Here is a 23,269-nt window from a genome sequence, read left to right on the forward strand (position 1 = left end):
TCCGCTTGCCGCCCCCGGACTCCTGCCCGGGTGCCCTGCAGGACTAAGCCAGTCCCAGCTCGTCCTTGCCGAACGCGAACAGGTACGGAACGCCTGTTTCGGCTTCGATTTTTTCCTTGGCACCGGTATCGCGGTCCACGATGACGGCCACCGCCACCACGTTGCCGCCGGCTTTCCGGACGCCTTCCACTGCGGTCAGCGCAGAACCACCGGTCGTGGAAGTGTCCTCCAGGACCAGGACCTTGCGCCCCTCGACCGAAGGGCCCTCCACCTGCCGGCCCATGCCGTACGACTTCTGGGCCTTGCGGACCACGAACGCGTCAACGGCCCGGCCGGCATCAGCGGCAGCATGCATCACGGCGGTGCCAACGGGGTCGGCGCCCATGGTCAGTCCGCCCGCGCACTCAAAGTCGATCCCGGCGTCGTCCGCCAGTGCGAGCATTACCTGGCCCACCAGCTTGGACGCCTCATGGTGCAGGGTGATGCGGCGGAGGTCGATGTAGTAGTCAGCCTCGGCTCCGCTCGAGAGGATCACCTTGCCGCGGACCACGGCGAGTTCCTTGATGAGTTCGAGCAGGCGGGCGCGGGCAGCTGCGGTGTCGACCGCAGTGTCAGTGGGCGAAGTCATGGGCTCAAGTTTAGTGGGTGGGCTGACCGTGAGCGGGCGGGCAAAGCCGGGCGCGTGTTCGGGGCGCGGCCCGAACGCGATGACGCGCGGCAGGACCCGCTTAACCACCGGGTTGTGGCGCAGGACGAAGAAGGCCAGCCGCTGGAACGAGAGCCCGGTGCGGGCACGATCACGGGCCAGGACCCCACCGGACAACCTCCCCGCGAAGAGCGGAACGAACACCACCCTGTGCATGATCCGCTGCACGGTCTGGACCATAACCGTGGGCATGCTGCGGCGGCGCTGGATCGCGGCAAGGGTCCGCGTCCGCACCCGGCCCCGGCGCAGGTCCGGTGCAAGCCGTTCCGCGGCGGCCACTGCGTCCTGGATGGCCAGGTTGATGCCCACTCCCCCGGCCGGTGACATCGCATGGGCGGCGTCCCCGATGCACAGGAAACCGTCGATATACCAGCGCCGCAGGCGGTTCAGTTTGACGTCCAGCCAATGCAGGTCATCCAGGCTGCGGATCGAGTCAACGCGGTCGGCGAGGTCCGGACGAAGTGCCGCCACGCGCTGCCGGAACCGTTCCACGCCGCCGGCCCTGATCGTGGCATCCGAGCCCTTGGGAGCGAGGTACCCCAGCTGGTAGTAGTCAGTGCGGTTGAGGGCAATCATGGCATCCCGGTCGCCCAGTGAGGGAACCACACCCGCCACTTCGCCCTGCTCTGAACCGCGGCGCGGGAGCCTGAACCACCAGGTGTCGAACGGCACCGGGAACTCCCTGGGACGCATTCCCGCCGCCTGGCGCAGCACTGAATGCCGGCCATCCGCGGCCACCACGATGTCTGCATGGAGGACGCGTTCGGCTCCGCCGGCGGCCCGGTAGCGCACGCCGGTGACCCGGCCGCCGTCGAACTCCAGGCCGGTGGCCCCGCTCTCCATGAGGAGCGTAAACGTCGGTTCCGCAGCGGCAGCGGACGCGAGGAAATCCAGGAAGTCCCATTGGGGCATCATGGCCACGTAGTTGTATGGGGGTTTCAAAGAGTCGAAGGCCGCCAGTGTGACCAGCCCGGCTCCCGGGACCGGGACCGCCACGTTGGTCAGCCGGCTCTGCGGCAGGCTGCGGAACCCGGCGCCCAGGCCAAGTTCGTCGATCAGGCGGATGGTGGAGGCATGTACCGTGTCGCCGCGGAAATCGCGCAGGAAGTCGCGGTGCTTCTCCAGGACCGTCACGTGCACCCCGGCCCGCGCCAGCAAAAGCCCCAGCATCATTCCCGCCGGGCCCCCGCCCACCACGGCACAACCTGTCCGCTCCATGCGTTCACGCTACGCCCCGGACGGGCCGCCCGGAACAGTTGAGGGTTGTTGACTGCGCTGGCTAGGCTGGACCACATGCGCGAACTCCAGGCCAAGATCATTGAAGAAATGGGCGTTCAGCCCCGGATCGATCCCGCAGGGGAGGTGCGCAAACGCGTCACGTTCCTCAAGGAATACCTGAAGGCAACCCACACCAAGGGCTTTGTCCTGGGCATCTCCGGCGGCCTGGATTCCTCCCTGGCCGGAAAGCTGGCACAGCTGGCGGTGGATGAGCTTGAGGCCGAGGGCGTGGAGGCCAATTTCGTGGCCGTCCGCCTGCCGTACGGCGTGCAGCATGACGAGGAAGACGCCCAGGCAGCGCTGGACTTCATCAAGGCCAAGACGGAATGGACGTTCAACATTTCCGCTGCGGTTGACGGCTTTGAAGATGAGTTCGAAAAGACCGTGGGCTCGGAGATCTCCGACTTCCACAAAGGCAACACCAAGGCACGCACCCGCATGATCGCCCAGTATGCATTGGCCGGCGAATTCAACTACCTGGTGCTCGGCACGGACCATGGCGCCGAGTCCGTCACCGGCTTCTTCACCAAGTATGGCGACGGCGGCGCGGACATCCTGCCCCTGTTCGGCCTGAACAAGCGGCAGAACCGGGCCTTGCTGGCTGAACTGGGAGCACCCGCCCGCGTCTGGGAAAAAGTGCCCACCGCGGACCTGCTCGATGACCGGCCCGGCCGCACGGACGAGGACGAGCTGGGCCTCAGCTACGACCAGATCGACGACTACCTCGAAGGCCGGGAGGTTCCGGAGGCGGTTGCCGAATCGATCGAGCAGAAATACCTCCGGACCCGCCATAAGCGCACCGTGCCGGTGACCATCTTTGACACCTGGTGGAAGCACGAGGGCCCGGAGGAGCCCCGCGCCGGACTCTAGGCAGCCTCGCTGACTTTCCCCACCTGTGGGAAGCACGACGGCGGGCGGCACCGAAAAGGCGCCGCCCGCCGTCGTCGTTCCCCGCCGTTGCCGTGGAGACTCAGCGGGCCCGCCGACCGCCGCCAAGCTGCTGCGTGATCCGGTGCGCCTCCGCCATGAGGAGGCCGCCCAGTTCCTCCTGCCGTTCCGGCTTGAAGCGCGGCTCAATGCCCGTCAGCGACAGCGCCCAGGCAGGTTTCCCGGAGCGGTCGAACACCGCGGCACCCATCCCCCAGCTTCCCTCCAGGACCAGCCCGGGGTTCACCGAATAGCCGGCCAGCCGGGTTCGTGCCAGGTTCTCCCGCACCAGTCCGGGCGTGTGGTTCCCGGCAAACTCACCTGCGTGTTCGCTCCAGCGGCCCAGCAACTCCTCCTGCTCGCTTTCCGGAAGGAAGGCCATGATGGCCGTCCCGGCCGATGCGACCCCCAGCGGGAACCGGACACCCTCGTGCAGGACGAAGGAGCGGACAGGAAAGCTTCCCTCTTCACGCAGCAGGCAGACCGTCCCGGCGCCGCGGCGGATGGAGAAGAAGGCGCTCTCGCCGGTGGCCTGGGCCAGCCGCCGGAGGCTGGGCCGGGCGATGTCCTCCATGGGGAACCGCGCCGAAGCGACCGAGCCCATGAGCAGGATTTCCGGGCCCAGCACCCAGTTGCCCGTGACAGGATCATGGTCCAGCAGGCCTTCCGCGGCAAGGGATGTCAGGAGCCGGTGGACCGTGGGACGGGTAAGGCCCGACTCCCGCACGAGGTCCACCAGTGGCATCCCCTCCGCGCTCCGGCCCACCAGCCTCATCAGCCCGGCGATCCGCGTCACCACCTGCGCGCCCTGCACCGGCATGGCCGCCATAACGCCTCCTATTGTCCACAATATGGATACCTGCAATCGTACTGTCCACACTGTAAATCGGCCATTGCCGATCCTTGACAGACGAAAGCAAGCGCCCGTAGTCTCCAAATTCAGATCCCCGGTATCCACTTAGTGGACACCGCCGCGCTCAACGAGGAGACGACATGAAGAAACTCCAGGCTTCTGCCGCCGCCGCCCTGGAAGGGGCCCTGCAGGACGGCATCACCCTTGCCGTAGGAGGGTTTGGCCTGAGCGGCATTCCGGCCGACCTGATTGAAGCCGTTCGTGGTTCCGGCGTCCGGGACCTCACCGTGGTGTCCAACAACATGGGGGTGGACGGCAAAGGGCTGGGCATCCTGATCGAGGCCGGCCAGGTGCGCAAAGTGATCGCATCCTACGTCGGTGAGAACAAGCTGTTCGCCGAGCAGTACCTTGCCGGCAGGCTTGAGGTGGAATTCACCCCACAGGGCACGCTGGCTGAGCGGCTTCGCGCCGGCGGCGCCGGCATTCCGGCTTTCTACACGAAGACCGGCGTGGGCACCCTGGTTGCCGATGGCAAGCCGCATGAGGTGTTCGACGGCGAAACCTACGTCCAGGAGCGCGCCATCCGGGCCGACGTCGCACTGGTCCACGCGCACACCGCGGACACGGACGGCAACCTCATTTACCGCTACACCGCCCGGAACTTTAACCCTGTGGTGGCCACCGCCGGGAAGCTGACCATCGCCGAGGCGGAAGTGATCGTGCAGCCCGGCCACCTGGACCCGAACCACATTGTGACCCCCGGCGTCTTTGTCCAGCGGCTGGTGCAGGGCACGGACCGGGTCAAGGACATCGAGCAGCGGACCGTCCGGCAGCGCGCCGGCCTGGTCTCCGCCTGACCGCAACCGGACGCCGTCCACCCAACTAAGTACAGCCAAGACCACTGAAGGAGAACCCCATGGGATGGACCAGGGATGAAATGGCTGCGATCGCGGCCGAAGAGCTGAACGACGGCGACTACGTGAACCTGGGAATCGGCATCCCCACACTCGTGGCCAACAACCTGCCCGACGGCGTGCGGGTGGTCCTGCAGAGCGAGAACGGGCTGCTGGGCATGGGCCCTTTCCCGTATGAGGGCGAAGAGGACGCTGACCTCATCAATGCCGGCAAGCAGACCGTCACGGTACTGCCCGGCGGCAGCATCTTCGACTCCGCCACCTCCTTTGGGATGATCCGCGGCGGCCACGTCAAGGTGGCCATCCTGGGCGCCATGCAGGTGTCCGGCAACGGGGACCTGGCCAACTGGACCATCCCCGGAAAAATGGTCAAGGGCATGGGCGGCGCCATGGACCTCGTGGCCGGGACCCCGCGGGTGGTGGTCCTCACCGAACACAACGCCAAGGACGGCACCGCCAAGATCGTCCGCGAATGCACCCTCCCGCTGACCGGGCTCAGCTGCGTGGACCGGATCATCAGCGACCTTGCGGTCTTTGACCTTGAAAGGACGGACGACGGCGGGCGGCAGCTCACGCTGACCCGGCTGGCACCGGGGGTCGCCGTGGAGGAGATCCGGGAGAAAACCGAAGCCGACTTCCAGGTCCGGCTCGAGAATGGAGAAGTGGCGGCATGAGCCTGAAGGAACAGTTCGGCAAGGATGTCCTGATCACCGGCTGGGGGCACAGCAAATTCGGGAAACTCAGCGACGATACCCTGGAATCCCTCATCGTCCAGGTGGCCACGGACGCAATCACCACCGCCGGCATCGAGCCCGGCCAGGTCGACGAAATCTACGTGGGCCAGTTCAACTCCGGCATGATGCCGCTGGCGTTTCCCTCGTCCCTGGCACTGCAGGTCTCCCCCGACCTGGCCAATGTGCCATCCACCCGCGTTGAGAACGCCTGTGCCTCCGGTTCCGCGGCCTTCCAGCAGGGCACCAAGTCATTGCTGGCCGGCACCGCCAGGACTGTCCTGGTGATCGGTGCCGAGAAGATGACCCATGCCGGAGCGGATGTGGTGGGCGCCGGACTGCTGGGCGCGGACTATGACATGGCCGGCAAGCCTTCCACCACCGGCTTCACCGGGCTCTTCGCCGAGGTGGCGAAGCACTACGCCAAACGCTACGACGCCGGCGGGAAGCTGGGCGACGTCCTGGGCACCATCGCGGCGAAGAACCACCGCAACGGCGTGGCCAACCCGTACGCCCAGCTCCGCAAGGACCTCGGCGAGGAGTTCTGCCAAACTGTCTCGGACAAGAACCCGATGGTGGCTGATCCCCTGCGCCGCACCGACTGTTCCCCTGTCTCCGACGGAGCGGCCGCCGTCGTGCTGTCAGTTTCACCAACCGGTGGCGCCACGGATCCGGTCCGGCTCGCCGGCTTCGGCCAGGCCAACGACTTCTTCCCCGCCGCACGCCGCGACCCTACCGCCTTCGAGGCAACCCGGGTCTCGTGGCAGCGCGCCCTGGCCATGGCCGGCGTCGGGATCGAGGACCTGGACCTGGCCGAAGTCCATGACTGCTTCACCATCGCCGAGCTGCTCATGTACGAGGCCATGGGCCTGACCGAACCCGGCCAGGGCTCCCGCGCCCTCAGCGAGGGCTGGGTCCACAAAGACGGAAAGCTGCCGGTCAACGTCTCCGGCGGACTCAAGTCCAAGGGCCACCCGGTAGGCGCCACCGGTGTTTCCCAGCACGTCCTGGCAGCCATGCAGCTGACCGGGACGGCCGGGGACATGCAGCTGGCCGCCCCGCGCCGGGCAGCCGTACAGAACATGGGCGGCGTGGGCATCGCCAACTACGTGAGCATCCTCGAAGCCGTCTAGCATTCTGCGGTGGGAGCCGCCGTCGTGGGGCACTTTGACGCCGCCGGCGGCCGTTCTGGGCAATTACGACGGCGAGTCCGTGCCAAAGTGCCCCACGACGGCCGATGGGGTCCGGACAGGTTAAGCAGCGCCCCCGATCACCGCCGCGAGCTCCTTGAAACCGAGCCGCTCCGCGTTCTGCAGGGCCGTCCGCCCTTCCGGATCGCGGATGGCCGGGTCCGCCCCGGCTTCCAGGAGGAGCCGCACCACCTCCTGCTGGCGGGGGCCGCCGTTGTTGAGCAGCACGGCCTCCTGCATGGCCGTCCAGCCCAGGTTGTTCACGTGGTTGACGGGGACGCCGGCGGCAATGAGCATCCTGACCGTCTCCACGTGCCCGTGCTCGCTGGCGGGGATCAGGGCGGTGCCGCCGTAGCGGTTGGTGGCGGCCACGTCCGCCCCGGCGGCCAGCGTCAGCTGCAGCACCTCATTGAAGCCTTCGGCACCGGCGTACAGGAACGCCGAATCCTGGATGGAGTCCTTGGCGTTGACGTTCCCTCCGCGGCTGATGAGTTGGGCCACCAAGGGTGCGTTGTTGGCCTTCGCTGCCTTGATCAAGTCCTGGTCGAGCTGCGCCTGTTCAGCGGCTGAAAGGGCAGCAGGGGAGGTGGCGGGAGCGGCCGTCGGGGAAGCGCGGCCACCTGATGGCGCGGCGGTGTCCGGGCCGCCGGGACTGACAGAGACGACGGGCGGCGGAGTGTCCACTTGTTGAGGTTCACCGGGACTGGCCTGGCACCCCGCCAGGAACATGGCCATGCCCATGCCGGTCATGATGAATGCCCCAGTGCGGTTCCGCCCCATAAGCGCAGCCTACTTTGCAGTTCCGGCAGCGGCGATGGCCTCGGCGCCGGCGGTGGCGCAGGCTTCGTCCAGGGCACCGTCGGGCGCGCCGCCCACACCGATGCCGGCCACGGAAACGCCGTTGACCTTCAGCGGGACACCGCCCGCCAGGAACAGGGTGCCCGGCAGGTCCGCGATCGAGGGGCCGTTGCCGTTGACGCGCTTGGCCAGCTCGCTTGTGGGGGTGCCGAAAGCTGCGGCGGTGTAGGCCTTTTGCTTGGCGGCCTCGATGGTGTGGGCGGCAGCGTTGTCTCCCCGCAGCAGTGCCTGGACGGTGCCAAAGCGGTCAACGAGTGCAACGGTGACGAACGGCAGTTTGTCCGACTGGCACTTGGCGAGCGCCGCTGAGACAGCCTGGGCGGAAGCTGTGGCAGAGATGCGGTTCTGCTGCACCACCGTCTCCGGCGCCGGCTGGACATCTACGGCTGGTACGACGGCGGGTGCTTCAGGGCCGCTGACACGGCCAGTACCGGCGTTGGCGGCTGCGGTGGCTCCCGCCGTCACCAGGAGTGCTCCGGCTGCTGCCGCGGCGAGTACTTTGTGGGACTTCTTCATGATGCATTCCTTGGGTTGGGTGGTCTTCGTTGCCGGTTTCCATCCTTCCGGGCCACGCTTGGCGCGGCATCGGGCGTTCGTCTGTCCCCGGCTGGCCCGAAAGGCCAGCCGTATCAGCCAAAAGGCTGAGGGACCGGACGGCCCCGGAGCCCTAGCATGGAAGGCAGTGAATTCCACCATGAGATCCGGACCCCGCATGCCTGGCAGAGATACCACCCGACCCACCGGCCCCGCGGCCGCCGTTGCTGCTGAAGGCGACACCACAGGGTCCCGTCCGGCGGCGCCCACCCCCAAGGAACGCCTGGGCAGCATCGAGGCCGCAGTCCATCTCGGCTTCGCAGTACTCCTGGTGGCATCGGTGGTGCGGTACGTCATGAGGCACTCGCCGGCGGATAACCTCATGGTCCTGGGACTCGCCGCCGCCGCCTGCCTGCTGTACGCCGTCGTGGCCCTGCTCCCGCTGCGCGACCGGCAACCTGCCCCCTGGATGGTTGCGCTGGTGGCGGTCTGGGCGGTCCTGGTGGTGGCAGCACCGAGCTTCGCGTGGTGTTCCTTCGCCCTCTTCTTCCTGTGCAGGAGTGCGCTGCGCGGTGCCGCATCCTACGTCCTGGCGGGTGCCATCACCCTGGCAACCGCGGCCGGACTGTTTCGCCTGGGCAACGGCACAGACGTGGCCATGCTGCTGGGACCTGTGGCAGTAGGCGTGATGCTGACGCTTATCTACGACCGGATACAGCACGACGCCGAGGAGCAGCGCCGCCTGCACGCGGAGGTTTCGCTTGCCCAGGGCCAGCTGGCGGCCAGTGAACGCCGTGCGGGCACCATCGCCGAACGGGAGCGGGTGTCCCGTGAAATCCACGACACCGTCACCCAGGGACTCGCCAGCAGCCTGCTCCTGCTCGAAGCCGCGGGCCGCGCGTGGCCGGGTGCGGCAGCGCAGGAGGATCTTCACCAGGCCGCCAACCTGCTCCGCCTCAACCTGGCGGAAACCCGGAGCCTGGTCCACGAGCTTGCCTCCCCCGGGCTGGAATCGACGCCGTTGCCGGAGGCGCTGCTGCTTGCCGCCCGGCAGTACGTGCCGGCAGCCACCCTCACGGTGACGGGCCGGCCGGGGCCGGTCCCGCCGGAGGTCCGGCACGCCCTGCTGCGGGTGGTGCAAAGCGCGGCCTCCAACATCGCGCAGCATGCTTCAGCTTCGGTCGCTGCCGTGACGGTGGGCTTCCTGCCGGACGCCGTCACCTTGGACATTTACGACGACGGTACCGGCTTTGACCCTGCGGCGGCAGCTCCGCCGTCGGCCGCCGGAGGGTACGGCCTGCGGGCCATGCGGCAGCGGGTGGAGCAGCTGGGTGGCGTTTTCTCGGTGCAAAGCGCTCCCGGTGAGGGGACCATCGTGGCGGCGCAACTGCCATTGGAGGGCGGTAAATGAGCGGCATTACAGTCCTGCTGGTGGACGACCACCTGGTGGTTCGGAGCGGCCTGCGTGCGTTGTTGGGAACGCAGCCTGACATGGAGGTCGTAGCCGAGGCAGCATCGGGCGGTGAGGCGTTGGAGCTGGTGCGCGCGCACTCCCCGGCGGTGGTGGTGATGGACCTTGCCATGGGCCCGGGCATGGATGGAATCGAAGCCATCAGGCGGATCCGGGACCTCAACAGCCGGCAGGCGATCCTGGTTTTCACCACCTACGACTCGGATGCCGATATTGTCCGGGCAGTGGACTCCGGTGCCATGGGTTACCTCTTGAAGGATGCCGCCCCGGAAGAGATTTTTGCCGCCATCCGGGGCGCCGTACAGGGCAGGAGTGTCATGAGCCCGCCGGTGGCCTCGCGGCTGTTCCAGCAGCTGCGCAACCCGGACGAGGTCCTCACACCCCGGGAGGCCGAACTGCTCAGCCTGCTCACCGAGGGCCTGAGTAACCGCGAACTCGGGCGGCGGCTCTTCATCTCCGAGGCCACCGTCAAAACCCACCTGGCCCACATCTACGCCAAGCTTGGAGTGGACACCCGGGCGGCCGCGATTGCCACTGCAATCCGGCGCGAGGGGATGCGGTAACGGCGCTTTATGGCCATTACCCTTGCACCACGGCGCCGGGACCCGTACGTTGGGGACTGCGGGGGACGTTCTCCGCACACTCTGGGCGGATAACCCGGGGAGAGAATCAGAGTCACATGAAGGAATGCAGCCATGGCAACAGGCACAGTTAAATGGTTCAACGCCGAAAAGGGTTTTGGCTTCATTGCCCCCGATGACGGGTCCGCTGACGTTTTCGCCCACTACTCGGCAATCGCCTCCAGCGGATACCGCTCCCTGGACGAGAACCAGAAGGTCGAATTCGATGTGACCCAGGGCCCCAAGGGTCCGCAGGCAGAGAACATCCGCCCGCTCTAAGTCTTCGGCGGCCTCCGGCACCTGCCGGGACCCCATCCAGCGGCCCCTCCACCCAGGTGGAGGGGCCGCTGTTTTGTTGGCCGCTGATTTTGGGTGCTGATTTGGGTGCCGCTGTTTTTGTGGGTCAGCGCACCCCGGTTTTCTCTTTGGGATAATTGATCCATGACCGGACAGGACCAGGACAGGGATCCTTGGGACGAGTTTGACTCCCTGGGACCCGCGGCGCCGGACCGCGTGCCGGGCCAACCCGGCGGGGAGCCGCACGGTTTTGGCTTCCGCACGGGCGTACGCAGCGCCAAGGTGGCCGTCGGTTTTGCCGTTTACGCGCTGGCGCTGGGAACCATATTGGCCCTGACCGGATGCATCGTCTTCATCAGCCGGCAGCAATGGCTGCTGACCGGGCTCATGCTGGTGTTCGAGGCTGTCTTCGTCTTCGCTTTCACGCGGCTGGTGGCCCAGGCACGGCGGCGCTCTCCGCGCAGGCCTCAGGCCCGCTGACAGCCCGGCTCCCTTGACCACGACTTTGGCCTTGACCTTGACGCAACGTCAAACCCTAGGCTCGGAGCATGGAAGAAATCCCCGCAACGGGCGGAAGGGACTGGTCCATCCAGGACGTCGCCAGGATTGCCGGCACCACCAGCCGCACCCTGCGCCACTATGACGACATCGGGTTGCTGAAGCCCAGCCGGGTGGGCAGCAACGGTTACCGCTATTACGACGGCGCCGCCCTCCTTCAGCTCCAGCGCATTCTCTTGCTGCGGGAGCTGGGGCTGGGCCTGCCGGCCATCGCGGACGTCTTCCACCGCCAGGCCGATCCGGTCACCGCGCTCACCCGCCATCTCGAGTGGCTTGGCCAGGAGCAGCAGCGGCTGGCACGGCAAATCCGGTCGGTGCGGCAAACAATCGAAACAGTAAGGGCAGGAGGCCAACTGATGGCAGAGGACATGTTCGAGGGCTTCGACCACACCCAGTATAAGGAGGAGGTGGAGCAACGGTGGGGCAAGGACGCCTACGCAACATCCGACGCGTGGTGGCGCGGCATGCCGGCGGACGAAAAGCGGGAATGGAAGTCCAGGGTGGAGGCTCTTGGCCGGGACTGGCAGGCTGCAGCCCGCTCCGGAGTTGCTGCGGACGGTCCGGAAGCCCGCGAGCTGGCAGCCCGGCACGTCGAGTGGCTGAAGTCCATTCCCGGTACTCCCGCAGCCGACCACTCCGGCAGCACCAAGGCATATGTGCTGGGGCTGGCCGACATGTACGTGGACGACCCCCGCTTCGCGGCCAATTATGGCGGAGCGGAAGGGGCCGGCTTCGTCCGGGCTGCGCTTCGCAGTTTCGTGGAGAAGTCCCTCTAGGGCGGAGGCTGCGGCGGCGTCAGTGTCAGCGGCTGCGCTTCCACAGCACGGCGGCAGCCCCGGCCGCCGCCGTGGCAGCAACCATCCTGCGCCGCCCCGTCCGCCGTCCGCCGTGCCAGCCACCGCTGACCGCGGCTTTGCGCGTATGGCCCGATGGCTCATAGAGGGTTCCCGTCGAGGCCGCGGCAGGCTTCTTCCGCGACAAGTGGGTCTTCTCCACCTGCATCGCCATGGCCGCTTCCACTTTTGCCGGCGTGACCTTGTGCTGGAGGACCAGCAGCCGGCCGGCAGGACCCACCACGGCTTCGCGGCGAGGTTTGGCTGCAAGGCTGACGATGGTTCGGGCCACCCGTTCCGGGGTGTAGACCGGCGGCATGGCCACCACTTTTCGTCCCGTGTAATTGGCGGCGTGCTGAAAGAAGGGAGTGTCAATGGCCGCCGGCAAAACGGTGCAGACCTTCACCTTCCGGATGCCGTCCAGCTGCAGCTCGGAACGGATGCTCACGCTGAGGGCACGGACCGCAGCCTTGGACATGGAGTAGGCCGCGGTGTAGGGCTGGGAGACCTCACCCACAATGGATCCGACGTTGATCAGGACTCCGGAACCCTGGGCCCGGAACCGCGGCAGGGCGGCCCGTGCTCCATTGACGTATCCACCGATGTTCACGTCCAGGACGCGCCGGAGGTCCGCCAGGGGAACGTCAGTAATCCGGCCGAAGAGGCCGATGGCGGCGTTGTTCACCCATACGTCGACGTGCCCGAACTCCTCCACTGCACGGGCCGCCAGGGCGTCCATGTTTTCGGCGTCCGTCACATCCGTGGGGACCGCGACGGCCTTTCCTCCCCGCTTCCGCACCTCGTGCACCAGGCTTTCCAGCGCACCGGCGCTGCGGGCGGCAAGGACCAGGCGGGCACCCTTGTCCGCGAATTCGAGCGCCACGGCACGGCCGATGCCGCTTGACGCTCCGGTGATGACCACGACTGCTTTCTTGACCCGCATGCCGCCTCCGTCCTGCGCTCCTTGGGGGCGCCAACAAAAACACTAAGTATGCTTACCAATGTGATGGTATCGGGAGGCACGCTCCGGGACAAGGTTCCGGAGCGTGCCGGTTTCCAGCTCGGAAAGCGTGCTGTGGCAGGGACTGGGTGGCTGGTAGTCAGCGGCTGGCGCCGGCCCGATCAGCCTTGGCCTGCTTGGCCCGCTTGGTCCGGCGGATGACGAGCAACACCACGGCAACGGCCAGTGCGGCGTAGACGGCATAGTTCAGGAACCGGGAGTACTCCTCGATGAGCCGGTACTGGGTGCCCAGGAGGTAGCCGAGGCCGATAAGAGCGCCATTCCACAGCCCGCTCCCGGCCAGCGTGAAGAGGCTGAATGTGGCCAGCGGCATGGCCGCCGCCCCGGCGGGCAGCGAAATGAGGCTGCGGACGCCCGGCAACAGGCGGCCAAAGAAGATGGATGACCTGCCGTGGCGGCGGAACCAGCCTGCCGCATGCTCGAAGTCTTCGCGGTCAACCAAGGGCAGTTTGGACAACCACCGGATGGACCGTTCGAGCCCCAGTTTGGCGCCGAGCCAATAAAGCATCAGCGCACCCAGGTATGCGCCAAGGGTGCTGGTGGCGAAGACGAGGAGGAGGTTCAGGGAGCCCTGTTTGGCGAGGTATCCGGCCAAGGGGAGGATCACCTCGCTGGGGATGGGAGGTACCACTGTTTCGGCAAGCGTGAAGCCGCCAACGCCCCACTCGCCGAGGGTGTCGATGGCCCTCGCCGCGAAGCCGACGATTCCAGTGAGTCCCTCAGTGGGGCTGGCTGCACCGGTCATGATTGTCCACATACGCCCATCCCATCCGCCTGCATGCCTTGGCCGCGCGGCGGCCCGTCTTCTCTACCTTACGGGCCGTCGGCGGCGTGCCGTGCTGGTGCATTCGGCCCACCGGGCAGCCGGCCGGACAGCGCACCGGCGACGGCACCCGGGTTACCGGTGCTTGAATTCCGGTTGGCGCTTTCCCGTGAACGCCGCCATGCCTTCCTTCTGGTCCTCGGTGGCGAACAGGGAGTGGAACAGCCGCCGTTCGAACACCACCCCCTGGGCCAGCCCGGTTTCGAAGGCGGCGTTGACCGCCTCTTTCGCCGCCATGGTGACCGGTTTGGACTTGGACGCGATCACTTCTGCGGCCTTGATGGCCTCACTCACCACGTCCTCGGCCGGCACAACCCGGGACACCAGGCCGCACCGGTCCGCTTCCTCCGCACCGATGAACCTGCCAGTCAGGATCAGATCCATCGCCTTTGCCTTGCCTATTGCACGGGTGAGCCGCTGCGAGCCGCCCATGCCGGGAAGCACGCCAAGGTTAATCTCAGGCTGGCCGAACTTGGCGTTGTCCCCGGCGATAATGAGGTCACACATCATGGCCAGCTCGCAACCGCCGCCCAGGGCAAACCCGGACACCGCCGCGATGGTGGGAATGCGCAGCCGCGTGAAGTCCTCCCAGCCCCGGAACCAGTCCGCCGTGTACATGTCCATGTAGCCCTGGTCAGCCATCTCCTTGATGTCGGCCCCCGCTGCGAAGGCCTTGCCCGAGCCGGTGATCACCACGGCCCCGATTCCGCGATCGGAATCCATGGCGGTAACGGCCGCTACAAACTCCTCCATGGTGGCCTTGTTCAGCGCGTTCAGCGCAGAGGGCCTGTTGAGGGTCACCAGCCCCACCCTGCCCTGCTGCTCCACCAGGATGTTGGCGTACTCCGTCATTCGGGGCTCCCGTCGTCGTGTGCTGTTGTAGTGCGCCGGTCCGGCAACTGGGTGCCGGCGCGCTCCCCCGCCGGGTCCCCGCCGTCGTGCTGCCCAGGGCCATGCTGTCCCTGGGCATGCCGGCTGGATGAATCGCGGATGTCCGTGATGATGGCCGAGAAGTCGCGGCCTGCGCCGCCTTCCGCGGCAAACCTACCGTAGATCCGGGCGGCCAGCGCTCCCATCTCTCCCGCCACCCCCGTGCTGTCCAGGGCGTTGACGGCGAGATTAAGGTCCTTGGCCATGAGTGCTGCGGCGAAGCCCGGCTGGTAGTCCCTGTTGGCAGGGCTGGTGGGAACTGGTCCGGGGACCGGGCAGTTGGTGGTCAGCGCCCAGCACTGGCCGGAGGCGGCGGATGCGACGTCGAACAGGGCCTGGTGGGTCAGGCCCAGCTCTTCGCCGAGCACGAAAGCCTCGCTGACCGCGATCATGGAGGCGCCCAGGATGAGGTTGTTGCAGATCTTGGCAGCCTGGCCGGCTCCATGTCCGCCGCAATGCACCACCCGCTTGCCCATGACCTCCAGGAGCGGCAACACAGCCTCAAAATCAGCTGCGTCGCCGCCGGCCATGAACGTCAGCGTGCCCGCTTCGGCCCCCACCACGCCGCCGGAAACGGGGGCATCAACCGAACGGTGGCCGGCCTCAATGGCCAGCCGGGCGGCCTCCCGGGCCTCGTCCACATTGATGGTGGAGCAGTCAAGGAACATCGTTCCAGCGGGCGCCGCGGCCAGCAGCCCGGGTCCGTCGGGGCCGCCCAGGTAGGCATCCAGGACGTGGCGGCCGCTGGGAAACATGGTGAGGACCACGTCGGCACCGTCCACCGCATCCAGGGCGCTCCCTGCCACCGGAATACCCTGGGCGCGGGCCGCTTGGAGGGCTTCGGGCACCACATCAAAACCAGCCACCCGGTAACCGGCGCGGACCAGGTTCAGGGCCATGGGACCGCCCATGTGTCCAAGGCCCAGGAAGGCCACACTGCTCTTTTCAGGCATGGCCGGCCTCCTTTACCTGCACGTCACGCCGGGAGTCCAGCCCAGTCAGTGAGTGCGGTCCAGTCTGTGGGTGCAGATCCAGTTCCCCGCCGTCCAGGGGCTCAAAGAACCTGTCCACGTGGCGGGGAAGCACCTCTGCCAGCGTGCCGGGTTTCCATTGCGGGTTCCTGTCCTTGTCCACCACCTGGGCGCGGATTCCTTCACGGAAATCAGGGCCGGCAAGGAAGCGGATGCCCGCCCGGTACTCCTGGGCCAGGGTTTCATCCAGGGTCAGGGCCGCGGCGCGGCGCAGGGACGCCAGGGTGACCTTGACCGAGGTGGGCGACTTGGCTTCGATCGTGGCAGCGGCTTCAAGGGCTTCCTGCTGTCCCGGCCCGGTCCAGGACCGGAGCCGGGCGACGATGTCCCCTGCGTCGTCCGAGGCGTAGCAGGCATCGATCCAGTCCCGCTGCCCGGCCAGTACCGAGGCGGGGGGCTGTTCGGCAAAGCGGCCGACGGCGGCGTCCGGGCTTTCATGCTCCAGCGCAGCCATGAGGCGGGGCAGCGCGTCCGACGGAACGTAATGGTCCGCAAGGCCCAGGAACAAGGCATCTCCTGCTCCCAGGTGTGCTCCCGTCAGGGCGGCATGGGTTCCGGATTCGCCTGGTGCACGTGCAAGCAGGAAGGTCCCGCCGACGTCGGGCGCAAAGCCAATGGTGGTTTCCGGCATCCCCATCCTGGTCCGCTCGGTAACCACTCGGACGTTCCCGTGCGCCGAAATCCCCACCCCGCCGCCCAGGACCAGCCCGTCCATGAGGGCCACGTAGGGCTTGGGGTACCGGGCAATCAACGAGTTCACGCGGTATTCGGTCTGCCAGAAATCGGCCGTCGCGTTTCCGCCGTGCAGCATGTCCTGGTAGATGGCCACGATGTCTCCGCCCGCGCACAGGCCCCGCTCCCCGGCGCCCTGCACCAGGACCGCAGCCGCGTCGTCGTCCCCTGCCCATGCGGTGAGCTGCCGCAGGAGCAGGTCCACCATGCCGGCGGTGAGTGCGTTGACGGCGCGTGGCCGGTTGAGGGTGATCACGCCCAGCCGGCCGCGGCGTTCAAAAAGTACGTCCGCGGCGCCGTTCCCTGCCGCGCTGTCCGTTGTGCTGTCCTTGGCTTCGGTCATCGGCTGAGTGCTCCTTCGCATGGTGGCCGGATGCGTGATCCAGGTCATTCTGTTGCGAATATACCCGCCCCTTCGTGCCGGGAACCAACCGCGGCGGATCGTGGGCGCCGGCGCGTCCAGGCTTTACCCGGCGTGCGGCCGCCAAGGTAAGTTAGGAACCGTGAAGATAGCTACCTGGAATGTGAATTCGCTCCGTGCCCGCGCCGACCGCGTTGAAGCCTGGCTCCAGCGCAGCGACTGCGACGTCCTGGCCATCCAGGAGACCAAGTGCAAGGACGACAACTTTCCATGGGAGCTCTTCGAGCGGATGGGCTACGAGGTGGCCCACTTCGGGGTGAACCAGTGGAACGGCGTCGCCATCGCCTCCCGCGTGGGGCTTGAGGACGTGGAGCGGACATTCCTGGACCAGCCTTCCTTCGGCAAGGCGGGCAAGGATCCCGTGCAGGAAGCCCGGGCCATGGCTGCCACCTGCGGCGGCATCCGCATCTGGAGCCTTTACGTGCCCAACGGCCGATCACTGGACGACGAGCACATGCCGTACAAGCTCAAGTGGCTGGAAAGCCTCAAGACGCACGCCCAGTCGCTGGTCACGGACAACCCCCAGGCGCAGGTGGCGTTGATGGGCGACTGGAACATCGCCCCCTTCGACGATGACGTCTGGGACATCGACCTGTTCATCAGGAACCGGGCCACGCACGTCAGCCCGCCCGAGCGCGAAGCGTTCCACGCCTTCGAAGCAGCCGGGTACACCGATGTGGTGCGCCCCTACACTCCGGGCCCCGGCGTCTACACCTACTGGGACTACACACAGCTGCGGTTCCCCAAGAAGGAAGGCATGCGGATCGACTTCATCCTGGCCTCCCCCGCCCTGGCCGCACGCGTCACCGGCGCCTCGATCGACCGCGAGGAACGCAAGGGCAAGGGCGCCTCCGACCACGCTCCCGTACTGGTGGAACTGGCGGACTGATGACTGCAACCTGGACCCATTCAAGGAGACCGTAATGACGGGAAACCTCTACCGGGGCCAGGCCGGCCTGCCTTTTTCCTCAACCCTGCGCGTCTACGAACCCCTGGAAGCCTTCCCGGAGGAACAACGCCCGGCCATCCAGGCAGCCGGGGCTCAGGCCATGTCGCGTGCCGCCGTCGAAAACGCTGAACTGCTGGCCTCGCTGGGGCGCATCACCCGCTCCGGTGGCGACCCCTTCCCCACAGGGCGTACGGACCTGGTGCGCGTCACCACCGCGCCGGCCCCGGACGACGGAACGTCCGACGACGGTGCTGCCGCGGACACCGAGCCCGTCCTCCTGTACTGCCCCAGCCAGCTGGTCCTCCGCGCAGGGCTGGCGGCCAACGCCCTGATGGAGGGAATCCACGGCCCGCTGGCCGAGCTGCTGATCCCCGAGGAGCAGCGTGACCGGCACCAGGAGCGGATTGACCAAGTGAAGGCCCGGGACGGATCAATCCGGGTGCACACCAGGGCATCCACCTGGGGAATCCCATTCAGCTGGTTCTCACTGTTCATGGAATCGGACCGCAAGGATGTGGTTGAAGCCGCGGGACGCATCCTCACCGTGCGGGTCTGGGCACCCATCACCGATGCCCTGGAGCGGGCCCGCTACGCGGTGGCCAACCTGGCACTCGCCGCCCCGGACCTGGACATGCTTGATGACCTGGCGCAGCTGACGGAATGGCTTGAGCAGTTCCACGTGAACTCCATGGTGGAACTGGACTACGGGGCCGTGGCGGACAAGGTCTACCCTGACGAATCGCCCATGGATATCCGGCTGGGCATCGAGTGCCTCGCGGAGGGTGACATGACCGGAGCCGCAGCGGCCTACCGCCGGCTCGCCTCCCGCTGGATCCCCATCCGGCAGCTGGCCCGCGCGTCCTGACTCGTCAGGTCCTCATCCTTCAGTTCTTTGGGGGTGCGGTGGTGCGCCGGATGATCAGCTCATGGGGCGCGACGGTGGAATGGACAGCTCCGGTCTCACCGTCCAGTTCGTCAAGCAGCATCTTGGTGGCCAGCTCGGCCTGCTCGTCGGGGCGTTGCCCAACAGTGGTCAGCCCCATGGCGTCGGCGAAGTCGTGGTTGTCGATGCCCACCACTGACAGTTCGCCGGGCACGTTGACGCCGACGCGGTTGGCCTCGAAGATGACGCCCATGGCCATCTCGTCCGAGGCGCAGAAGATTGCCGTGGGCTTTTGGCCGGGACGGGACCACAGGCGGCGGAAGGCCTCCTGGCCGCTGCGCACGGTGAAGTCCCCCCATTCGTCCCATTCCGGCCGGGTGGGCAGCCCGGCTGCGGCCATTACGTCCTGGAACGCCAGGATGCGCACCCGGGGGACGTCGAAGTTCAGGTCGGTCTCGTCGTCGCCATGCAGCAGGGCAATGTCCCGGTGGCCCAGGTCGATCAGGTGCCGGACGGCAGTGGAGGCGGCGGCGTAATCGTCGATCCCGATGTAGGGGCATTCCTCAACATGGCCGCCAACAACAACCAGCGGGATGTCAATCTTCTGCAGGTGCTCGATCTCTTCGTGGCTAAGCGCCATACACAACACCAGCAGGGCATCGATTTGCTTGTAGACCATGGTCTTGCTGAAGAGCCGTTCACGGTTGCTGCCGTGGCCGCCGAGGTTGAAGAGGGAGAGGTTGTAGTGCCGGGCGTGCAGCTCCCGGTCAGCGCCCTCGATGGCTTTGGAGAAGAACCAGCGGCTGACGAACGGAGCCAGGACGCCGATGGTCTTGGTCCGGCCCGTGGCCAGGCCGGAGGCGGAGGAGGAGGCGACGTAGCCCAGGTTCCCGGCCACCTCCAGAATCTTTTCCCGGGTGGCCGGCGAGACCCGTGGCAGTCCGCGGACGGCACGGGAGACAGTGGCTGTTGAGACTCCGGCGGCTGCCGCCACGTCCTCGATGCTGACGCCGTTATGGCCGCCCCGCTGGGACCTTTCCGTTGTCCGTGCCACCGTATCCCCCTCTTTAACTCCTTTTCGGCGTAGGGCCGAATAGCCCTGCGTTTACCCCCGGCCATGAATCTTCCCACTCTGCGGCCAGGCGGTGATAACCCGGGCAAAGATGACAGCAGCGTGGAGCCGCCGCCGTCCGCCCTATCTGCGGGCGGGAAGCTTTCGGCGCAGCCGAATCATTCCGTACAGCGCCAGCAGTGTTGCCAAAAGGCCCAGGGCCCAGCCGAGGGCGGGTTGGGCCGTGACTTCCATCCACACGGTGACCACCAGGAGGACCAGTGCCCAGAACGCAAGGAAGCCGATGATGATGTCGAAGTCCTCGCCCGAGCGGACCAGCTTGCTGCGGTTTCCCGCCCCCGTTGTGCGGGGGCGGGAACCGTTGTGTGTCACTTGACTGCACCAGCCGTCAGGCCGGCGACAATCTTGCGCTGGAATACCAGCACCAGGATCACCAGCGGGATGGTGACGATGGTGCCCGCGGCCATGATGGCCGTGTACGGGATCTGGTTGGGCTGGGCACCGGCGAAGTTGGCGATGGCCACCGTCACCGGCTGGGTTGCGTCGCTGGACAGCTGGCTGGCGATCAGGAACTCATTCCACGAGGAAATGAAGGCCAGGATGGCCGTGGTGAAGATCGCCGGTGCTGCCAGGGGCATGATGACCTTGCGGAAGGCCTGGCCCTGGGTGCAGCCGTCAACGCGCGCCGATTCCTCCAGCTCCCACGGCATTTCCCGGAAGAACGAGGTCATGGTGTAGACCGTCAGCGGGAGGACGAAGGAGATGTTGGGGATGATCAGAGCCTGGTAGCTGCCCATCCAGCCGATGTTGGTGAACAGCTGGAACAGCGGGGTGATCAGGGCTACGCCGGGGAACATGGAGGCTCCCAGGATGAAGCCAAGCACCAGGAACTTGCCCCGGAAGTTCAGCCGGGCCAGGGCGTAGGCCGCAAATACACCGATCAGCAGCGAGATGGCGGTAACCACCCCGCCGATGAAAACACTGTTCAGCAGTGCCTGGCCGAACCTGTTGCCGAAGGACGTATCAAAGGCTGTATTGAAGTTGTCCAGGGTTACGTGGGTGGGCAGGATCGACGTGTCGTAGGTGAAGCCCACCTCACGGAAAGCCGTGACTACCATCCAGTACGCCGGCGCCAGGCACCAAATCAGGATGACGGCGGCGCTGATGTAGGTACGCCCCTGCGCCCACTTCTCGCGGTTCTGCGCAGTTTTGCGGCCCTTGTCCTGCCGTGCCCGCAGGGCAGCGGCGTCTGCTGTTGCCGTGGTCATTTCTTCCCCTTTCCGGTGGCGCCGCTCTGCTCAACCACGTTGGCTCCAAGGAAGCGGACGAAGATGAAGGCGACGAGGAAGATGATGATGAAGGTGATGGTGGACAGCGCGGCGGCCGAATTGAACCCTTGCCTGATCTGGTTAATCACCAGGATGGACAAGGTGGTGGTGTTGTTCGCACCGCCGGTCAGGATGTAGGGCAGGTCGAACATGCGCAGTGCATCCAGGGTGCGGAACAGGATGGCCACCATCAGCGCCGGCTTGACCAGCGGCAGGGTGATCAGGCGGAACCGCTGCCAGGCCGTGGTGCCGTCCACTTTCGCTGCTTCATAGACTTCGGCCGGGATCATCTGCAGGCCGGCCAGGATCAGCAGTGCCATGAACGGCGTGGTCTTCCAGACGTCCGCGATGATGACAGCCCATTTGGCAGGCCACTCACTGCCCGTCCACAGGATGGTGGTGTTAAACAGCTTGTTGGCAATGCCTTCGAAGGCGAAGATAAAGAACCACAGCTTGGCCGTCACGGCCGTCGGGATGGCCCAGGGCACCAGTACGGCAGCACGGACCACGCTGCGTCCGCGGAACGTGCGGGCCATGATCATGGCCATCCAGAAGCCCAGGACGGTCTCCAGGGTCACCGTCACGATCGTGAAGAAGAACGTGGTGGCGGTGGCGGACCAGAACTGGCCGCCCAGTGTGCCCGGCGGGCAGGCTACGGTTCCGCCGCCCGGCGCCGAGCACTGCTGCGCCAGCCAGTTCACGTAGTTCTGGATGCCCGCGGAGCCGCCGGCGGTGAAGAGGCCGGTGGCGGGGTCAAGGCCGGCGTCCTTCTGGAAGGACATGACCATGGCACTGATGATGGGGTAAACGATCACTATGCCGAGGGCGACGATAGTGGGGGCGAGCAGCCAGGATGCCCAGCGCCCCTGGGTTGCAATCCTGTTGTCCTCCCCTACGCCCTTGGGCGCGTGATGGACGGGGGTACCGCCCGACGCCGGTTTCTTAACCGGCGTCGGGCCTAGTTCGGTTGCCATGGCAGAACTACTGTCCCGCACCGGCGGATTCGATGGACTTCTGCATGTCAGAGAGTGCGCTTTCCACTGACTTTTCTCCCTTGATTGCGGGGTATGCGTTGTCTTGGATTGCCTTAGTGACCGCCGGGTAGAACGGCGTCACGGGACGCGGCACCGCGTTCTTAATCGAGGTCTGGAGAACAGACAGATAGGGCAGCTTGGCCACGAGTGCCTGGTCTTCGTACACTGACGTCAGGATGGGAGCGAGCGAGGCCTGGTTCGCAAAGAACTTCTGGTTTTCCTCGGTCTCGATGAACTTGATGAAGTCCAGTGCCGTGGCCTTGTTCTTGGAATACACGTTGATGGCGGCGTTATGCCCGCCAAGGGCGGAAGCGCCGGGGCCGTCCTTGCCCGGGAGTGGCGCCATGCCGAACTTGTCCTTGACGGCAGAAGAGCCTTCCGTGCTCATCAGGCTGTAGACGTAAGGCCAGTTACGCAGGAACAGGAGCTTGCCGCCCTGGAAGGCCTGCCGACTGTCCTCTTCCTTGTAGGTGATGGCCTCCTTGGGGATGTTGCCGTCCGCGTACGCCTTGGCCAGGTTCTCCAGGCCGGCCTTCGCCTCTGGAGTGTTCAGGTTTGGCTTTCCGTCCTTGTTCAGGACCGAGCCGCCGGCAGAGTTGATGGCCTCCGCGGTATTGACCGTGAGGCCTTCGTACTTGGCGAACTGGCCGGAATAGCACTCAATGTTGTTCTGCTTGGCGATGGGGCACATGCCCATCATCTCGTCCCAGGTCTTGGGCGGGGTGGGGACCAGGTCCTTGCGGTAGAAGAGAATGCCGCCGTCAGAATCCTTGGGTCCAGCGTAAAGCGTGCCCTTATATGTTGCGGCTTCCACCGGTGCCTTGAGCATCTTGGAAGTGTCGATCGCCATCTTGTCCTTCAGCGGCTGCAGCCAGCCCTTCGCGGCAAATTCCGCGGTCCAAATGACGTCCACGCTGACCACGTCATAGTCGGACTGCTTGGCCTGGAAGTGCTGGACGAGGTCGTCGTGCTGCTGGTCGGCCTGGTCGGTCTGCTCTTTGAACGTGACCTTTTCATCGGGGTGCGCCGCGTTCCACTTCTCAATGAAGGGGCGTACAACATTGTTGTTGTCCTTGCCCTGGACGTAGGTGATGGGGCCGCGGCCGTCGAGGTTGGCGTCAGCATCGCTGCCACCACCGCCCGTGGTGCCACCTCCACCTCCACCGCCGCAGGCGGACAACGTAAGGGCCAGAATGCCGGCAGTGGCAGCCGGAAGCAGGAATCTCGGGGTTTTCATTAGCTTGAAGCTCCTCGCTGAGTGACAAGTAAGTCGAC

General features: G+C 66.3%; 25 protein-coding genes and 1 pseudogene. 11 read left to right on the forward strand and 15 right to left on the reverse strand.

All coding sequences use genetic code 11. The features are described from left to right. Positions 1–43: 43 nt before the first annotated feature. Positions 44–628 carry an orotate phosphoribosyltransferase gene (gene pyrE / locus QFZ60_RS17820; protein ID WP_200830576.1) on the reverse strand — a complete coding sequence of 195 codons (585 nt, stop codon included), beginning with the start codon at positions 626–628 and terminating at the stop codon, positions 44–46. A gap of 48 nt (positions 629–676) precedes the next feature. Further along, positions 677–1,924: pseudogene (locus QFZ60_RS17825) on the reverse strand (FAD-dependent oxidoreductase); the annotation flags it as partial. A 75-nt stretch (positions 1,925–1,999) separates the two neighbouring features. On the opposite strand from QFZ60_RS17825, the gene nadE reads away from it, so the two are divergent. Further along, positions 2,000–2,854, forward strand: a complete 855-nt coding sequence (gene nadE, locus QFZ60_RS17830; protein ID WP_307092208.1) for an ammonia-dependent NAD(+) synthetase — start codon at positions 2,000–2,002, stop codon at positions 2,852–2,854. Positions 2,855–2,954: 100 nt separating this feature from the next. Here the strand turns inward: nadE and QFZ60_RS17835 are convergent, their stop codons facing one another. Next, positions 2,955–3,740 carry an IclR family transcriptional regulator gene (locus tag QFZ60_RS17835; RefSeq protein ID WP_307092211.1) on the reverse strand — a complete coding sequence of 262 codons (786 nt, stop codon included), beginning with the start codon at positions 3,738–3,740 and terminating at the stop codon, positions 2,955–2,957. A 164-nt stretch (positions 3,741–3,904) separates the two neighbouring features. Between QFZ60_RS17835 and QFZ60_RS17840 the strand changes: the two genes are divergently transcribed. The 3 genes from QFZ60_RS17840 to QFZ60_RS17850 are packed head-to-tail and all read left to right on the forward strand — an operon-like array spanning position 3,905 to position 6,542. After that, positions 3,905–4,621 carry a CoA transferase subunit A gene (locus QFZ60_RS17840; RefSeq protein ID WP_307092212.1) on the forward strand — a complete coding sequence of 239 codons (717 nt, stop codon included), beginning with the start codon at positions 3,905–3,907 and terminating at the stop codon, positions 4,619–4,621. Between the two features lie 59 nt (positions 4,622–4,680). Next, complete coding sequence (locus QFZ60_RS17845) at positions 4,681–5,352, forward strand: CoA transferase subunit B (protein ID WP_307092214.1); 672 nt, start codon at positions 4,681–4,683, stop codon at positions 5,350–5,352. After that, the gene (locus QFZ60_RS17850) at positions 5,349–6,542 is read left to right on the forward strand and encodes an acetyl-CoA acetyltransferase (RefSeq protein WP_307092216.1); all 1,194 of its coding nucleotides are present in this window, start codon (positions 5,349–5,351) and stop codon (positions 6,540–6,542) included. The genes QFZ60_RS17845 and QFZ60_RS17850 overlap by 4 nt, the downstream gene beginning before the upstream one ends. 120 nt (positions 6,543–6,662) lie before the next feature. On the opposite strand, the gene QFZ60_RS17855 is transcribed toward QFZ60_RS17850, so the two are convergent. Together QFZ60_RS17855 and QFZ60_RS17860 are read right to left on the reverse strand one after the other, a co-directional pair. Further along, complete coding sequence (locus QFZ60_RS17855; protein ID WP_307092217.1) at positions 6,663–7,379, reverse strand: ankyrin repeat domain-containing protein; 717 nt, start codon at positions 7,377–7,379, stop codon at positions 6,663–6,665. A 9-nt stretch (positions 7,380–7,388) separates the two neighbouring features. Next, positions 7,389–7,973 (reverse strand): heme-binding protein, encoded by a 585-nt coding sequence (locus QFZ60_RS17860; RefSeq protein ID WP_307092218.1) that lies wholly within the window; start codon positions 7,971–7,973, stop codon positions 7,389–7,391. A 196-nt stretch (positions 7,974–8,169) separates the two neighbouring features. Between QFZ60_RS17860 and QFZ60_RS17865 the strand changes: the two genes are divergently transcribed. The 5 genes from QFZ60_RS17865 (at position 8,170) to QFZ60_RS17885 (ending at position 11,713) form a co-directional block, all read left to right on the forward strand. Further along, on the forward strand, positions 8,170–9,402 hold the full coding sequence (locus QFZ60_RS17865; protein WP_307092220.1) for a sensor histidine kinase: 1,233 nt from the start codon (positions 8,170–8,172) through the stop codon (positions 9,400–9,402). Further along, entirely contained in the window at positions 9,399–10,025 is a 627-nt protein-coding gene (locus QFZ60_RS17870; protein ID WP_142119574.1) for a response regulator transcription factor, read from the forward strand. The genes QFZ60_RS17865 and QFZ60_RS17870 overlap by 4 nt, the downstream gene beginning before the upstream one ends. Before the next feature lie 132 nt (positions 10,026–10,157). Continuing rightward, positions 10,158–10,361, forward strand: coding sequence for a cold-shock protein (locus QFZ60_RS17875; protein WP_013599688.1), 204 nt, complete (start codon positions 10,158–10,160; stop codon positions 10,359–10,361). Positions 10,362–10,523: 162 nt separating this feature from the next. Continuing rightward, complete coding sequence (locus tag QFZ60_RS17880; RefSeq protein ID WP_307092222.1) at positions 10,524–10,859, forward strand: hypothetical protein; 336 nt, start codon at positions 10,524–10,526, stop codon at positions 10,857–10,859. Positions 10,860–10,927: 68 nt separating this feature from the next. After that, positions 10,928–11,713 (forward strand): MerR family transcriptional regulator, encoded by a 786-nt coding sequence (locus QFZ60_RS17885; RefSeq protein WP_307092224.1) that lies wholly within the window; start codon positions 10,928–10,930, stop codon positions 11,711–11,713. Between the two features lie 25 nt (positions 11,714–11,738). On the opposite strand, the gene QFZ60_RS17890 is transcribed toward QFZ60_RS17885, so the two are convergent. From QFZ60_RS17890 to QFZ60_RS17910, 5 genes are all read right to left on the reverse strand, one after another. After that, positions 11,739–12,713: an SDR family oxidoreductase gene (locus QFZ60_RS17890; protein ID WP_307092225.1), complete on the reverse strand. Its 975-nt coding sequence runs from the start codon at positions 12,711–12,713 to the stop codon at positions 11,739–11,741. A 157-nt stretch (positions 12,714–12,870) separates the two neighbouring features. Further along, complete coding sequence (locus QFZ60_RS17895; RefSeq protein ID WP_307092226.1) at positions 12,871–13,548, reverse strand: DedA family protein; 678 nt, start codon at positions 13,546–13,548, stop codon at positions 12,871–12,873. A gap of 141 nt (positions 13,549–13,689) precedes the next feature. Continuing rightward, positions 13,690–14,466: an enoyl-CoA hydratase gene (locus tag QFZ60_RS17900; protein WP_307092228.1), complete on the reverse strand. Its 777-nt coding sequence runs from the start codon at positions 14,464–14,466 to the stop codon at positions 13,690–13,692. Then, entirely contained in the window at positions 14,463–15,497 is a 1,035-nt protein-coding gene (mmsB, locus tag QFZ60_RS17905) for a 3-hydroxyisobutyrate dehydrogenase (protein ID WP_307092230.1), read from the reverse strand. Before mmsB ends, QFZ60_RS17900 begins: the two co-directional genes overlap by 4 nt. Further along, the gene (locus tag QFZ60_RS17910; protein ID WP_307092231.1) at positions 15,490–16,650 is read right to left on the reverse strand and encodes an enoyl-CoA hydratase/isomerase family protein; all 1,161 of its coding nucleotides are present in this window, start codon (positions 16,648–16,650) and stop codon (positions 15,490–15,492) included. Before QFZ60_RS17910 ends, mmsB begins: the two co-directional genes overlap by 8 nt. A gap of 160 nt (positions 16,651–16,810) precedes the next feature. Between QFZ60_RS17910 and QFZ60_RS17915 the strand changes: the two genes are divergently transcribed. After that, positions 16,811–17,617, forward strand: coding sequence for an exodeoxyribonuclease III (locus QFZ60_RS17915; protein WP_307092232.1), 807 nt, complete (start codon positions 16,811–16,813; stop codon positions 17,615–17,617). A 34-nt stretch (positions 17,618–17,651) separates the two neighbouring features. After that, a complete protein-coding gene (locus QFZ60_RS17920) occupies positions 17,652–18,542 on the forward strand; it encodes a hypothetical protein (protein ID WP_307092234.1) in 891 nt (296 codons plus the stop codon). Positions 18,543–18,561: 19 nt separating this feature from the next. Here QFZ60_RS17920 and QFZ60_RS17925 read toward each other — a convergent pair whose 3' ends face one another. The 5 genes from QFZ60_RS17925 to QFZ60_RS17945 form a co-directional block, all read right to left on the reverse strand. After that, positions 18,562–19,614 (reverse strand): LacI family DNA-binding transcriptional regulator, encoded by a 1,053-nt coding sequence (locus QFZ60_RS17925; RefSeq protein WP_142119554.1) that lies wholly within the window; start codon positions 19,612–19,614, stop codon positions 18,562–18,564. A gap of 141 nt (positions 19,615–19,755) precedes the next feature. Further along, positions 19,756–20,004: a hypothetical protein gene (locus QFZ60_RS17930; RefSeq protein WP_142030056.1), complete on the reverse strand. Its 249-nt coding sequence runs from the start codon at positions 20,002–20,004 to the stop codon at positions 19,756–19,758. After that, the gene (locus QFZ60_RS17935; protein ID WP_307092239.1) at positions 20,001–20,900 is read right to left on the reverse strand and encodes a carbohydrate ABC transporter permease; all 900 of its coding nucleotides are present in this window, start codon (positions 20,898–20,900) and stop codon (positions 20,001–20,003) included. The genes QFZ60_RS17930 and QFZ60_RS17935 overlap by 4 nt, the downstream gene beginning before the upstream one ends. Continuing rightward, the gene (locus tag QFZ60_RS17940) at positions 20,897–21,934 is read right to left on the reverse strand and encodes a carbohydrate ABC transporter permease (RefSeq protein ID WP_307092240.1); all 1,038 of its coding nucleotides are present in this window, start codon (positions 21,932–21,934) and stop codon (positions 20,897–20,899) included. Before QFZ60_RS17940 ends, QFZ60_RS17935 begins: the two co-directional genes overlap by 4 nt. 7 nt (positions 21,935–21,941) lie before the next feature. After that, positions 21,942–23,231 carry an ABC transporter substrate-binding protein gene (locus QFZ60_RS17945; protein WP_307092242.1) on the reverse strand — a complete coding sequence of 430 codons (1,290 nt, stop codon included), beginning with the start codon at positions 23,229–23,231 and terminating at the stop codon, positions 21,942–21,944. Positions 23,232–23,269: the final 38 nt, after the last annotated feature.

It is taken from the genome of Arthrobacter sp. B2I5 (assembly GCF_030816735.1).
Taxonomy (GTDB): Bacteria; Actinomycetota; Actinomycetes; order Actinomycetales; family Micrococcaceae; genus Arthrobacter.

Bases quoted from the DNA above. Each gene is read 5' to 3' on its own strand.
- QFZ60_RS17945 (WP_307092242.1), bottom strand. From the start codon at position 23,231: ATGAAAACCCCGAGATTCCTGCTTCCGGCTGCCACTGCCGGCATTCTG.
- QFZ60_RS17840 (WP_307092212.1), top strand. From the start codon at position 3,905: ATGAAGAAACTCCAGGCTTCTGCCGCCGCCGCCCTGGAAGGGGCCCTG.
- QFZ60_RS17935 (WP_307092239.1), bottom strand. From the start codon at position 20,900: ATGACCACGGCAACAGCAGACGCCGCTGCCCTGCGGGCACGGCAGGAC.
- pyrE (WP_200830576.1), bottom strand. From the start codon at position 628: ATGACTTCGCCCACTGACACTGCGGTCGACACCGCAGCTGCCCGCGCC.
- QFZ60_RS17940 (WP_307092240.1), bottom strand. From the start codon at position 21,934: ATGGCAACCGAACTAGGCCCGACGCCGGTTAAGAAACCGGCGTCGGGC.
- mmsB (WP_307092230.1), bottom strand. From the start codon at position 15,497: ATGCCTGAAAAGAGCAGTGTGGCCTTCCTGGGCCTTGGACACATGGGC.
- QFZ60_RS17855 (WP_307092217.1), bottom strand. From the start codon at position 7,379: ATGGGGCGGAACCGCACTGGGGCATTCATCATGACCGGCATGGGCATG.
- QFZ60_RS17850 (WP_307092216.1), top strand. From the start codon at position 5,349: ATGAGCCTGAAGGAACAGTTCGGCAAGGATGTCCTGATCACCGGCTGG.
- QFZ60_RS17835 (WP_307092211.1), bottom strand. From the start codon at position 3,740: ATGGCGGCCATGCCGGTGCAGGGCGCGCAGGTGGTGACGCGGATCGCC.
- QFZ60_RS17920 (WP_307092234.1), top strand. From the start codon at position 17,652: ATGACGGGAAACCTCTACCGGGGCCAGGCCGGCCTGCCTTTTTCCTCA.
- QFZ60_RS17885 (WP_307092224.1), top strand. From the start codon at position 10,928: ATGGAAGAAATCCCCGCAACGGGCGGAAGGGACTGGTCCATCCAGGAC.
- QFZ60_RS17895 (WP_307092226.1), bottom strand. From the start codon at position 13,548: ATGTGGACAATCATGACCGGTGCAGCCAGCCCCACTGAGGGACTCACT.
- QFZ60_RS17890 (WP_307092225.1), bottom strand. From the start codon at position 12,713: ATGCGGGTCAAGAAAGCAGTCGTGGTCATCACCGGAGCGTCAAGCGGC.
- QFZ60_RS17875 (WP_013599688.1), top strand. From the start codon at position 10,158: ATGGCAACAGGCACAGTTAAATGGTTCAACGCCGAAAAGGGTTTTGGC.
- QFZ60_RS17880 (WP_307092222.1), top strand. From the start codon at position 10,524: ATGACCGGACAGGACCAGGACAGGGATCCTTGGGACGAGTTTGACTCC.
- QFZ60_RS17910 (WP_307092231.1), bottom strand. From the start codon at position 16,650: ATGACCGAAGCCAAGGACAGCACAACGGACAGCGCGGCAGGGAACGGC.
- QFZ60_RS17845 (WP_307092214.1), top strand. From the start codon at position 4,681: ATGGGATGGACCAGGGATGAAATGGCTGCGATCGCGGCCGAAGAGCTG.
- QFZ60_RS17900 (WP_307092228.1), bottom strand. From the start codon at position 14,466: ATGACGGAGTACGCCAACATCCTGGTGGAGCAGCAGGGCAGGGTGGGG.
- QFZ60_RS17860 (WP_307092218.1), bottom strand. From the start codon at position 7,973: ATGAAGAAGTCCCACAAAGTACTCGCCGCGGCAGCAGCCGGAGCACTC.
- nadE (WP_307092208.1), top strand. From the start codon at position 2,000: ATGCGCGAACTCCAGGCCAAGATCATTGAAGAAATGGGCGTTCAGCCC.
- QFZ60_RS17870 (WP_142119574.1), top strand. From the start codon at position 9,399: ATGAGCGGCATTACAGTCCTGCTGGTGGACGACCACCTGGTGGTTCGG.
- QFZ60_RS17865 (WP_307092220.1), top strand. From the start codon at position 8,170: ATGCCTGGCAGAGATACCACCCGACCCACCGGCCCCGCGGCCGCCGTT.